10 protein-coding genes are annotated in these 11,674 nt (G+C 72.7%); 5 read left to right on the top strand and 5 right to left on the bottom strand.

All coding sequences use genetic code 11. From position 1 onward, the window contains the following. Positions 1-39: 39 nt before the first annotated feature. A complete protein-coding gene (locus ADL29_RS04335) occupies positions 40-768 on the bottom strand; it encodes a hypothetical protein (protein ID WP_245689133.1) in 729 nt (242 codons plus the stop codon). A 218-nt stretch (positions 769-986) separates the two neighbouring features. Here ADL29_RS04335 and ADL29_RS04330 point away from each other — a divergent pair, with 218 nt between their 5' ends. Continuing rightward, positions 987-1,514: an LppU/SCO3897 family protein gene (locus tag ADL29_RS04330; protein WP_053922428.1), complete on the top strand. Its 528-nt coding sequence runs from the start codon at positions 987-989 to the stop codon at positions 1,512-1,514. Positions 1,515-1,570: 56 nt separating this feature from the next. On the opposite strand, the gene ADL29_RS04325 is transcribed toward ADL29_RS04330, so the two are convergent. The 3 genes from ADL29_RS04325 to ADL29_RS04315 form a co-directional block, all read right to left on the bottom strand. Beyond that, on the bottom strand, positions 1,571-3,187 hold the full coding sequence (locus ADL29_RS04325; RefSeq protein WP_053922427.1) for a GumC domain-containing protein: 1,617 nt from the start codon (positions 3,185-3,187) through the stop codon (positions 1,571-1,573). Beyond that, positions 3,184-4,047, bottom strand: coding sequence for an ABC transporter ATP-binding protein (locus ADL29_RS04320; RefSeq protein WP_107094890.1), 864 nt, complete (start codon positions 4,045-4,047; stop codon positions 3,184-3,186). Before ADL29_RS04320 ends, ADL29_RS04325 begins: the two co-directional genes overlap by 4 nt. Positions 4,048-4,183: 136 nt before the next feature. Beyond that, entirely contained in the window at positions 4,184-4,852 is a 669-nt protein-coding gene (locus tag ADL29_RS04315; RefSeq protein WP_078970730.1) for a bifunctional DNA primase/polymerase, read from the bottom strand. A 491-nt stretch (positions 4,853-5,343) separates the two neighbouring features. Here ADL29_RS04315 and ADL29_RS04310 point away from each other — a divergent pair, with 491 nt between their 5' ends. Further along, positions 5,344-6,738, top strand: coding sequence for an NsdA family TPR-like regulatory protein (locus tag ADL29_RS04310; RefSeq protein ID WP_053922425.1), 1,395 nt, complete (start codon positions 5,344-5,346; stop codon positions 6,736-6,738). A 146-nt stretch (positions 6,739-6,884) separates the two neighbouring features. Then, the gene (locus ADL29_RS04305; protein WP_078970729.1) at positions 6,885-8,657 is read left to right on the top strand and encodes a hypothetical protein; all 1,773 of its coding nucleotides are present in this window, start codon (positions 6,885-6,887) and stop codon (positions 8,655-8,657) included. A gap of 79 nt (positions 8,658-8,736) precedes the next feature. On the opposite strand, the gene ADL29_RS04300 is transcribed toward ADL29_RS04305, so the two are convergent. Beyond that, positions 8,737-10,092 carry an ABC transporter substrate-binding protein gene (locus ADL29_RS04300; RefSeq protein ID WP_053922423.1) on the bottom strand — a complete coding sequence of 452 codons (1,356 nt, stop codon included), beginning with the start codon at positions 10,090-10,092 and terminating at the stop codon, positions 8,737-8,739. A gap of 171 nt (positions 10,093-10,263) precedes the next feature. Between ADL29_RS04300 and ADL29_RS04295 the strand changes: the two genes are divergently transcribed. Both ADL29_RS04295 and purU read left to right on the top strand, forming a co-directional pair. Next, the gene (locus tag ADL29_RS04295; RefSeq protein ID WP_053922422.1) at positions 10,264-10,722 is read left to right on the top strand and encodes an SCO4402 family protein; all 459 of its coding nucleotides are present in this window, start codon (positions 10,264-10,266) and stop codon (positions 10,720-10,722) included. A 32-nt stretch (positions 10,723-10,754) separates the two neighbouring features. Further along, entirely contained in the window at positions 10,755-11,648 is an 894-nt protein-coding gene (gene purU, locus ADL29_RS04290) for a formyltetrahydrofolate deformylase (protein WP_046926465.1), read from the top strand. The last annotated feature ends 26 nt before the right edge of the window (positions 11,649-11,674 follow it).

Raw genomic sequence — 11,674 nt, 5'->3', positions numbered from 1 at the left:
GACCACTCCGGACGTGCCCCCTCCCGCCAGGTCATCCCGCTATGTCAACGTCCGTGTGAATTCCCCTCGCTGGACGCGGGCGGCGAGGGAGTCACCGCCGAGCAGCGAGCCGTACCCGGTGGCCGCCCAGAGGCTTTCCTCGGCGGGCACCTCGAAGTACGGGACCGGCCGGCCGTCCCGCCGGTCGACGAGGACCTCCGGCGCGCGGCGGGTCCGTATCGCCCGTATGCAGGTCTCGCACGCGGCCACCCGCTGGAGCTCATGGCGGCCGGGCGCGCGCCAGGGTATGCGGCGGGCGGCGGGGCCGTGCAGCGGATGGAAGAAACACAGCGGCAGCGCAACAGGGGTCCCGGACAGCGCCGCGCGGCCCTCGGCTATCAGCGCGAACACGCCCGCCAGATCCGGGACTCCGCGGGCGTCGTCCAGGACCGTGCCCGCCGCGGCACAGGCCTCCAAAGCGCGTTCGACGCCCGCCGGCTCGCCCCCGGCCGTGCGGGACTCCTCACCGAGCCGTACGACCTCTTCGGCGGCGCGCTCCCGGAGCCCGGCCTCGTCGGCGCCGTGCGCGGCGTCGAAGACCGAGCGCGGCAGGGCGAAGGGGGCGGCGAACTCGCCGCGCAGCCGCGCCCGGCGGCGCAGCAGCAGCCCCACGGCCGCAAGCAGCAGGGCCGGCCCGATGACGAGCGCCAGCATCCGCGGCAGCGGGGCACCCGGCGCATCGGGCACCGCCAGCCATCCCGCCGCCAGCACCGATCCGGCTCGCTGCATCGCTCCACCGCCCCGTCGTTCGTCCGTTCCCATGACGCTACCGCTCACGCCGGAACCGCGCGGAACCCTGTGGACAACTCCCCGGCACGGCCGGGGCACTGGCGTGGAGGTCCATGCAACGGGACCACTGACCGGCGGAGAGAGGCCGGACGGTACCCTGCACCGGTCAACATCGCATTGACCTTCGTTCACGCAGTCAACCATGGGGGAGTAAAGCCGTGTCCGCACCGCCGCCCTACCAGAACCAGCCGCAGCAGCCGTACGGATACCAGCAGCCCCCGCAGCAGCCGTACGGGTATCAGCAAGCCCCGCCGCAGCAGCAGTACGGCCAGCCGCAGCCGCCGCGCGGCCCGCAGCGGCCCCAGCGCCCGCAGCCGACTCTGTTGCAGCGACTGCGCGGCGTCATCATCGTCCTGGCCGTCGTCGTCGGCGTGGGCTGGTACATCTGGGACTACAACACCAACCCCCACGGCGGCAAGGCCAAGGCGGAGGCCGCGGCGTCCGCCTCGGCCGCCGCGGACGAGGCGTACGACAAGAAGCACAACCCGAAGGCAGGCGACTGCGTCAAGATCACGGGCCCGGACGACAGTCCGGAGGTGACGATCGTCGGCTGTGATTCCGCGGAAGCCCAGTACAAGTACGGCAAGACGGTGTACGGCGGCGAGAGTTGCGGGGCCCCGTACACCACCTCCATCACGACCACTGGGCGGCACACCCACTACACGAGGTGCTTCACCAAGGTCTGACCCCCGGTGCACTCCCCGGCCGCCGCCCGCACCCCGGGCGGCGGCCGCCGTCATGCTCACCCCTTGCTGACCGCCGCCAGGATCTCCGGCAGCCGCCCCGCCACCCGGGGCGCCGCCACCCGCAGTCCCGCTTCCGCCACGCCGAGCCCGTAGACCGCGCCGACCGGCAGCAGCACCCACAACAGGCCGTGCAGACCCGCCACATGGAGCCAGATCGTCAGGCCCAGCAGAGGCAGGCACAGCACGACGCCCACCAGGAACCCGCCGAACAGACTGAACCAGGCGATCGCGCCTTGCCCCGGGGCGACGTTCTTGTTGCCCTCGGAGGGGATGGAGTACGGGAAGAGCGCCGAGGTGACCGCGCCGGTGGCCAGCAGCGTGCCCAGCAGGGCCAGCGAAAGGCCGTACACCTCGAGGAAGGCCGACCAGGGACCGATGAAGGCCGCGGTGCCGATGACGACCAGCGTCACATAGGGCACGGCCACCAGGGCCAGCGTCAGCGCGCGGGCGCGGAGCTCCTCATAGGCGTCGCGCGGGGTGGCGATGGCCGAGGCGACCATCCAGAAGGCCGAGGTGTCCTGGCCGAACTGGTTGTACATCTGCATGCCGAGCAGCGCGGACGCCGAGAAGGCGGTGTAGATGCTGCCCCTGCCCTGGACCGACGACACGATCGGGACCAGGAGACCGATGGCGAGCGCCGTGGCCCAGGCCATCTTGGACTTCGGGTCGCGCCAGGCGTAGCGCAGCGTACGGAGCATCACCGTGCCGGTGCGCCCGCCGGGCAGGAGGCGGGCGAGCCCCCGGTCACCGGCACCGGACCCCCGTGCGCTGTCCTTCTCGACGGCCTGGAGCGTGGAGGCGTCGGGGGAGGTCATCAGAGTGGTCAGCGTGCGCTGCCACCAGTGGAGGAGGAGAGCCAGGGTCAGTGCGGTGAGCGCCAGACCCGCCGCCGCGCGCCCGTACGCGCCCCGGCCCGCGTCGTCCACCGCGCCGATCGCGGAGGCCGGCGGCACCCAGCGCAGCACCTCGCCCAGCGGTTCCAGCACGGACAGGCCGTCCGGCCGTCCGAGCCTCTGGGCGGCGATGTTGACGCCCTGTGCGCCGATCGCGACGAACAGGCCGCTCAGTACGGCGAGATCGCGGCCGCGGCGGCTGGTCAGCAGCCGTACGGAAGCGGTGGCGACCGCGCGTGCCAGGGACACGCAGACCAGCACCACCAGGACGACGGCCAGTACGCCGGCGACCGCGGCGGCCGTGCCGTGGGCGAGCATGATCACCGAACCGGTGACCAGCGCCAGTGTGAAGACCGGGCCGATACCGACCAGCGACGCCGCCAGAAGCGAAACGATCAGCGGGCGCGGGCGCAGCGGCAGCATGACCAGCCGCGTCGGGTCCAGGGTCTCGTCCCCGGAGGGGAAGAACAGCGGCATCACCGCCCAGCCGAGGGTGAGGATGCCGGTGAGGAGAACGGCCAGGGCGCCGGCGTGGGCGTTGCCGCGCAGCGCGATCAGGCCCACGGCGACGCCGGCCGCACACAGCAGGCCGACGACGATGGAGGCGACGTAGGCGAGGGCGCGGCCCGTCGACTGGCGCAGGCCGTTGCGCAGCAGCGAGAGCTTGAGGCGTAGGAAGACGGGGGTCAGGGAGGGGGCGGCCGGGGATTCGGTGGTCATCGGGTGCCGCCGCCCAGCCAGTCCAGATTCTGGTCCGCGCCGCGGTCGCTCGCGCCGACGAGTCCGAGGAAGGCCTCCTGCAGGGAGGACGCATCGCCGCGCACCCGCTCCAGCGGGCCGTCCGCGCGGATCCGGCCGGCGGCCATCACCGCGACCCAGTCGCAGAGCGACTCCACCAGCTCCATCACATGGCTGGAGAAGATCACCGTCGCCCCGGAGGAGGTGTAGCGCTCCAGGACGCCCCGGATGGTCTGCGCCGACACCGGGTCGACGCCCTCGAAGGGCTCGTCGAGAAAGAGGATTTCGGGGTTGTGGAGCAGCGCCGCGGCCAGGCCGATCTTCTTGCGCATACCCGTGGAGTAGTCGACGACCAGTTTGTTCCGGGCGCCGGAGAGGTCCAGTACGTCCAGCAGCTGGTCGGCCCGCTTGTCGACCTCGTCGCCGGGGAGGCCGCGCAAGCGCCCTGTATAGGCGAGGAGTTCGCGGCCGGCGAGCCGCTCGAACAGGCGCAGTCCCTCGGGAAGCACGCCGATGCGGGACTTGACGGCGACCGGGTCCCGCCAGACGTCATGGCCGCCGATCTCGACCTGCCCGGCATCCGGCCGCAGCAGCCCCGTCACCATCGACAGCGTGGTCGTCTTGCCCGCGCCATTGGGGCCGACCAGGCCGATGAAGCGGCCCGCGGGGAGGGTCAGATCGATGCCGGAGACGGCGACCTGCTCGCCGAACTTCTTCCACAGGCCCTGGATGCGGACGGCGGGCGGCGGACCGGCGTCAGTGGCCTCCGCGGCGGCCCCGGCGGTCCGCTCCTTGCCGTCCTGGGGCCCCACAGGCCCGCTCCGCTCCGGTTCGTTGGCCACCGGCCCCGCCTTCCGACGTCCCCGCAGGGGCCCCGGTCACGGCCCCCGCCCGACGCCCCCACGATACGGGCGGCCACTGACACCGCCGCTCCGGGCCGCGCGTTCGGCGCCGGCCGGACCGAGCGCCGGCCGGACCTCAGCGCCCCCGGAGCTTCGCGTCCCGCCCGCACGCGTACGCCAGCGGGCTGATCAGATCCTCCGCGTCCGGCAGCCAGCGGTTGGTGGCGGTGGGGCGGCGCACCCACTGCACCGAGCCGTGCGGCGCCATCCGGGTCGGCGGGGCGGCGATGTACTCGCCCTCGCCGCGGCAGATCAGATCCAGCGCGGCCGGCGGCCAGCCCAGATTCCGGATCAGATCCGGCACCTTCGCCGAGGCGCCGGGCAGGACGAGGAAGAGCATGCGGCGGTCGGGGGTGCGGGTGACCGGGCCGAGCGGCAGCTCCATCCGCTCCATACGGGCCAGCGCCAGGCAGCCCGAGATCTCGGGTACGTCGAGCGCTTCGAAGGCGCGCCCCGTCGGCAGCAGGATCGATGCGTGCGGGTGCTTGGTCCACATCCGGCGCACGGCCGTGGCGCTGCCGCTGGCCTGTCCGGCCCAGCCCGGCGCTATGGCGTGCGCGCCCGGCGCGGTGCAGTCGGCGGCGTTGCACGAGCAGCGCGGGGTGTCCCCGTCGTGCTCCAGCCATGCGCCGGCGAACACATCCCAATGCCGCTCTTCCGCGTAACGCACCGCGGTCTCGAGTAGCTGCTCGCCGCGCTGCTGGGGGATCGACGGGGCTCCTGTGACTCCTATGGTCTCTTCCACGCCCTGGACAACTTCGCTTGTCACCAAGGGTTACGGCCGAATGGGGGACACCCCCGGCGCATCGTTCTTGCACCTGGGGCGCATGGGTGCATGGGCGGGGGCGCATATGCGGCGATCCACCGGGGAGCGGGTAGCCACCTGCGTGACGGGCGGAGAGGCCGCCCACGCGGCGGTCCGCGGTGCGCACCGGAGAGTCCGGGCCATGGCGTCGTCGTGATCCGCTCACGGGCACCGCGCGCCATTCTCCGCTCCGAAACGCCCCGGGATGTCCCGGAATTGCGTCCCCATGGGCCGGCTCCCGCGCCGTCCTGTGGACCAGCACCGCGCACCGGCACCGCACACCCGGACGCATCTGGCATCGCCCGCATCGCGCACATCCAGGATGTCTGCTCAGGTATCCGGGATGTCTCGGATATCCGGCATATGTCTGGGGAATTGATCACGGGGAACGGCGTTCGACGGTGAACGCGCAGCAGCACAGGGGGTACAGCATGGCCGCCAGGCCACTAGTCGCGCGGCAGCCCAATGAGAGGCTGCAGGCGCTGATCCAGGAAGCCGCCTGCTCCAATGCCGGGCTCGCCCGCCGCGTCAACATGTGCGGTGCGGAGCACGGACTCGACCTGCGGTACGACAAGACCTCCGTGGCCCGGTGGCTGCGTGGGCAGCAGCCGCGCGGCCGTGCCCCGGCCGTCATCGCGGAGGCGCTGGGCCGGAAACTGGGGCGTACGGTCACCATCGACGAGATCGGGATGGCCGACGGCAAGAATCTCGCGTCCGGGGTGGGGCTCCAGTTCTCCCCGACCGTCCTCGGGGCGATCGAGCAGGTCTGTGAGCTGTGGCGCAGCGACGTCGGGCGGCGCGACTTCCTCAGCGGCTCCACGGTGGCGGCCTCCGCCCTGGTGGAGCCGAGCCGCGACTGGCTGATCACCGGCGCGGACACCCAGGTCGCGCGGAGCGCGGGGGCCCGGGTGGGGATGGCGGACGTGGCGGCGGTGCGGGCCATGACCGCGGCGCTCAGCGATCTCGACCACCGTTTCGGGGCGGGACACGTCCGGCCGGTCGTGGTGCACTACCTCAACAGCGTCGTCTCCGGGCTGCTGGCGGGCTCGTACCGCGAGTCCGTGGGGCGTGAACTCTTCGCCGCCGTCGCCCGGCTGACGGAGCTCGGCGGCTACATGGCCGTCGACACCGGGCAGCCGGGCCTGGCGCAGCGCTACTACATCCAGGCGCTGCGGCTGGCGCAGGCGGCCGGCGACCGCGGTTACGGCGGCTATGTGCTGGCCGCGAGCATGAGCCATCTCGCCGCCTCGCTCGGCAATCCGCGGGAGATCGCCCAGCTCGCGCGGGCCGCGCAGGAGGGCGCGCGCGGGCATGTCACACCGCGGGCGGAGGCGATGTTCTACGCGGCGGAGGCGCGCGGGCACGCCCTGATGGGCGACGGCCGGGCCTTCCAGGCGGTGGCGGGCCGGGCGCTCGCGGCGATGGAACGCGCCGCGGCGGACGGTGACTCGGGCGACGACCCGGCCTGGATCGGCCACTTCGACCAGGCGTATCTCGCTGATGAACTCGCCCACTGCCACCGGGACCTGGGGCAGCCGGGCCCGGCCATGCAGCGGGCCCAGGAGGCGCTGGACGGACACCCGGAGAGCCGGGCGCGGCGCCGCGCCATCGGGCTGGTGCTGCTGGCCGGTGCGCAGGTGCAGCAGCGCGAGATCGAGCAGGCCTGTCATACGGGCACCCAGGCCGTGGAGCTGCTCGGCGGGCTGCGTTCGGACCGGGGCGCGGAGTATCTGGAGGACTTCCGGCTGCGCCTCGAGCCGTACCGGGACGAACCGGTCGTACGGGAATTCAGCGCACGGATAGAGCTGCGGGCCGCGGCGGCCTGACCGGCGGCGGGGCGGGGCGGATGGTCCGTCCCGCCCGATGCGGCCAGGGGCCGGCGGGGTGGTGACCAGGGCTCGTGGTCGAACGTTGCTGCGACCCGGTAGCGTGAGCCGACGGTTTCGTAGGTTGCACGATGGTAGGAGTCCCGGTGACGCAGAGCGGACAGGGGCACGACCCGCAGAATTCTGCGGCCGGCCCCGCGCGAGAGGGCATTGTGCTGCCCGCCAACGGTGAGCCGTGGGTTCCCGACCACCAGGCCGCGCCGCCGGCCGGCCAGCCGTGGGGCCAGCCCTGGGGGCCCGGCCAGCAGGGCGGTCAGCCTCCCGCCCAGCCGCAGGGGTACGACCAGGCCCCCGGCCAGGGCTACGCGCCCCAGCCCCAGCAGGCGCTCCCGCCGCAGGGCGAGGCCTTCCCGCCGCCTCAGGGGCAGCCGCCCCTGCCGCCGCAGCAGCCCCCGGCCGCTCCGCTGCCGCCCGGGGGCCCGTACGGAGCCGGTCAGCCGCAGCCGTACGGCGGTCAGCCGCAGCCGGAACCGTACGGGCAGCAGGCTCCGCAGCCGCAGCCATACGGCCAGCAGGCCCCGCAAGCCCAGCAGGCCCCGCCCCAGCCCCCGGTCTCGCAGCCCCAGCCGGAGCCCCGGCCCTTCTCCCTGGAGAAGCAGGCGCCCCCACCGCAGCCCTACCGTCAGCAGCCCCCGCAGCCCCAGCCCGAGCGGTCCGGGGAGCTGGTGCGCGCGACCCCGCAGGCCGGCGCCCCGCTGCCGCCCACCGAGGGCGACGCGGACGCGACCGCGCTGATATCCCCGATAGCCGACCGGGCGGGCGCGCCGCTGCCGCCCCAGGCGGCCGCGAAGCCGGAATCGCCCGGCGAGTCCACGACCATGCTGCGGGTGATCAAGCCGCAGGCCCAGGGGCCGGGCGGCCAGGCCCAGCCCATGCCGCAGCCGCAGTCCCAGCCGATGCCCGGCGCCGCCCCGCCGGGCGACTCCGAGGCCACCCAGCTGATCTCCCCGGTCGGCGCGGGGACGCCGGCTCCGCCGCCCGGCGCACCGTTCGGGATCCGTCCCGGTGCGCCGGAGGACCGTCCGACCCCCGCCGAGTTCGAGGGCCTGTTCCGTGACGGGCCGGGGGTGCCGGGCGCGCCCGCCGCACCGGACGCCACCGCGCAGCTGCCGCGCTTCGAGGACCCGGGCCGGCAGCCGTACGGCCAGGGATACGGCCAGCAGGGCTACGAGCAGCAGGGCTATGACCAGCCCTACGACCAGCCGTACGACGACGACCGGGGCGGCCGTCGCCGGGTGCCCGCCGCCGCGGTCATCGGCGTGGTCATCGTCGCGCTGCTGGGCGTCGGTCTCGGCGTCGGCTGGATGCTCAGCGGCGGCAGCGACGACGACACCGCGAAGAAGAAGGACACCGGCACCACCAAGCCGGCGAAGGAGAAGACGCAGCCCAAGCCGTCCGCCGACCCGGCCGAGGCGCAGGCCAAGGGGCTGGACGCGCTGCTCGGCGACAGCGGCAACAGCCGTACCTCCGTGGTCAACGCCGTCCGCAACATCGGCTCCTGCGACAACCTCGGCGGCGCGGCCAAGGATCTGCGGGACGCGGCCAAGCAGCGCAACGACCTGGTGACACGGCTCCAGCAGCTGCCCGTCGACAAGATCCCGAACCATGCGCAGCTGACCGCCGCGCTGACCAAGGCCTGGCAGTCCTCGGCCGCCGCGGACAACCACTTCGCGGCCTGGGCCGGCCAGGTGGGCGGCAAGAAGGGCTGCCACAAGGGCAAGGCCCGGAACACCCGGCAGTACGTCCAGGGTGTCGCGGCCAGCGGCGCGGCGACCAAGGCCAAGCAGCAGGCGGCCAGGATCTGGAACCCGATCGCCCAGCAGTACCACCTGACGGCGCGTCAGCCGACCGCGCTGTGAACGGCCGGGCCGGGCGGCTCACCGGCCGCCCGGCCCCGCTCGGCGGATGCGTCCGGCCCTTGCCGCACTGCGGACGCGCTCAGCCCTCGCCGTCCGTGTCCCGCCGCTCCAGTGTCCTCGTCACATTCACGAAGCCGTCCTGCGCGGCGACCAGCTCCCCGTCCCGTACGACCTGATAGGTCACCATCCCGTTCACTATGCGCGGGAAGTTCTGGACGGCGAGCATGTCGGTCTCGCGCCAGCGCAGCTTCGGGGTCAGGCCTCCGGTGCCGATGGCGCGTTCGCCGTCGTCCAGGGTGGTCTGCAGGGCGTGCGGGGTGATCTCCTCGACGCCCGCGTCGTCGAGCTGCTCGATCAGCGCGCGCAGCACCGTATAGGCGATCCAGGTGGTCTGGACGCCCTGGTCGGCCGGGTCGATGCGGTTGTCGCCGAAGGCGAAGTCGTTGATGACCTTGCGCATCGGCTGCCAGCGGGGATCGCTCGCGACCGGGTACCAGCCGGTGAGATACGCGCCCTCCAGCGGGCCCGACCGGCCGCCCGTACGGTTCACCAGCGACTGGCTGACGCTGCCCAGGACGGAGGCGACATGCACCCGGGGGCTGTCCTCCTGGAGCCGCCGGAAGGAGTCGAAGAACGCGTCCGTGTGGTCGCCGAGCATGGCGGTCACACACGAGCCGGGCGCCTTGCCGCCGTTCGCCGCGGTGCCGTGGACCGCCGGGTCCGCGCCCACCCGGTCCAAGGCGGCGGTCACCTGTGGCGTGTAGTCGGTGCCGTCCTCGGGCGCCTTGATGTCCTCGGCCGATCGCCGATGGCCGTTGTGCAGACCGGAGTTGAGCAGCGACGGCATCTGGTCGCCCGAGATGGTGTCCGGCCGCACCAGGGCGACGCGCGTGCAGTTGCCCGCCAACTGCCGCCCGTTTCCGGCGAGAAGGGAGGCCTGGCCGCCGTTCACCGGGTAGGAGAGGGGGCTTTCGAACTCCTCGTCGGAGGCGCCGTAACCGCCGATGAACGGGACGCCCTTGACCTCCAGCGGCGACATGAACGAGCGGCCGAACTGGCTGTAGGAGCCGACGACCGCGACCGCACCCCGGTCCACCGCACGCTGGGCGCACTGTGCGGCGGCCACCGTGTCGTTGCGTTCGTTGCAGGTGAGCACCCGCAGGCGATGGCCGCGGATACCGCCGCGGGAGTTGACCCACCGGGCGTAGGCCTGCGCCATGGCCGGCATGCCCGGCATATTGGTCGCCTTGGTGCCCTCGGGCGCCCAGGTCATGACGGTGACCGGCTCCTTCTCCCCGGGATCCCCCGACCCGGGGAGGGAGCCGCAGCCGGAGAGCAGCGACGCGATGACCGCCGTACATGCCACCGCCGAGGCGATCGCGACCGCGGGAGCATGGGAAAAGGGGCGGGGGGAGGAGCGTCGCCGTCCGGTCATGGCGCACCACCCTTCCGTTCCGCCTACAACGGATGAGTGACGTCACGGCAACGGTTGGTGACGTGGAGGTGAACTCCGGGGGCCCTGGGGAGATCATCGTCGAGGAACGTACGATCGAATACTGTGCAAGGTTCGGAGAAGTCTTCCCGTCGCGGCCGCCGCTCGACCACCATGGGCGGTATGCCACTCAACGACATGCCGTGGTGGCGCTGGCGCCGCAATGTGCGCTCCGCGCTGCACATGCTCTCCGACCCCGTCTTCCAGCAGGAGACCTGGCTGGCCGGCCACCCCGGGTACGGAGACGTCACCGATGCCGTCTACCGGCTCGTCGAGGACACCTGGCTGGACAACTGGTCCGCCGACAAATACCTCGGCACGGTCTTCCGCGACGCCCAGGAGGCGCAGCTGGTCGACGCCGCCGTGCTGAGCGTGCTGCGGATCATGCACCAGGTCGGCGCGGACGCCCCGGTCGCCGCGTACATGGAGCATCAGGCCTGGCCGGAGGCCGTACGGGCGGCCCGGGAGGCGCATCTGCGGCTGGCCGTGGCGGACGGCGAGGACCCCGACGTCCCGCCGCACTCGCTGGAGGTGCTGGCCATCATGACCGGTACGGCGGACGCGCCGGCCTGAGCATCCCCGCAGGTGTGCGACCCTATGAGGTCATGAACGAGTCCCAGCCCACCCAGCCGTCCGGCCGCCGCGACCGGAGCGATCAGTACGTCCTCACGCTGTCCTGCCCCGACAAGCAGGGGATCGTGCACGCCGTGTCCAGCTACCTCTTCATCACCGGCTGCAACATCGAGGACAGCCAGCAGTTCGGCGACCGTGACACCGGGCTGTTCTTCATGCGGGTCCACTTCGGCGCGGACGCCTCGGTGGACCTGGAGAAGCTGCGGGCCAGCTTCTCGGCGGTGGGCGACTCGTTCGCGATGGACTGGCAGATCCACCGGGCCGACGAGAAGATGCGGATCATCCTGATGGTGTCCAAGTTCGGGCACTGCCTCAACGATCTGCTCTTCCGTTCCCGGATCGGCGCGCTGCCGGTGGAGATCGCGGGTGTGGTCTCCAACCACACCGACTTCGCCGAGCTGGTCGGCTCGTACGACATCCCCTTCCACCACATCCCGGTCAGCCGCGACAACAAGCCCGAGGCCGAAGCGCAGCTGCTGGAGTTGGTGCGCGAGGAGCAGGTCGAGCTGGTGGTGCTGGCGCGCTATATGCAGGTCCTCTCCGACGACCTCTGCAAGGCGCTCTCCGGCCGGATCATCAACATCCACCACTCCTTCCTCCCGAGCTTCAAGGGCGCCAAGCCCTACCACCAGGCGCATGCGCGCGGGGTGAAGCTCATCGGGGCCACCGCGCATTACGTGACCGCCGATCTCGACGAGGGCCCGATCATCGAGCAGGAGGTCGAGCGCGTCGGGCACGACGTCAGGCCCGACCAGCTCGTGGCGATCGGCCGGGACGTGGAGTGCCAGGCGCTGGCGCGGGCCGTGAAGTGGCACAGCGAGCACCGGGTGCTGCTGAACGGCAGCCGGACGGTTGTCTTCGCCTAGCGCCTGACGGGCCGCCCGGCCCGGGC

This window comes from Streptomyces chattanoogensis, assembly GCF_001294335.1.
In the GTDB taxonomy this organism is placed as follows: Bacteria; Actinomycetota; Actinomycetes; order Streptomycetales; family Streptomycetaceae; genus Streptomyces; species Streptomyces chattanoogensis.
Note: the sequence above shows the minus strand (reverse complement) of the source record. Positions and strands in the feature narration are given on the sequence as shown.

What these genes read in the sequence shown, in the direction of transcription:
- ADL29_RS04295 (WP_053922422.1), top strand. Translation starts at nt 10,264, where the DNA reads ATGGGCGGTATGCCACTCAACGACATGCCGTGGTGGCGCTGGCGCCGC.
- ADL29_RS04325 (WP_053922427.1), bottom strand. Translation starts at nt 3,187, where the DNA reads ATGACCACCGAATCCCCGGCCGCCCCCTCCCTGACCCCCGTCTTCCTA.
- ADL29_RS04310 (WP_053922425.1), top strand. Translation starts at nt 5,344, where the DNA reads ATGGCCGCCAGGCCACTAGTCGCGCGGCAGCCCAATGAGAGGCTGCAG.
- ADL29_RS04300 (WP_053922423.1), bottom strand. Translation starts at nt 10,092, where the DNA reads ATGACCGGACGGCGACGCTCCTCCCCCCGCCCCTTTTCCCATGCTCCC.
- ADL29_RS04335 (WP_245689133.1), bottom strand. Translation starts at nt 768, where the DNA reads ATGCAGCGAGCCGGATCGGTGCTGGCGGCGGGATGGCTGGCGGTGCCC.
- purU (WP_046926465.1), top strand. Translation starts at nt 10,755, where the DNA reads ATGAACGAGTCCCAGCCCACCCAGCCGTCCGGCCGCCGCGACCGGAGC.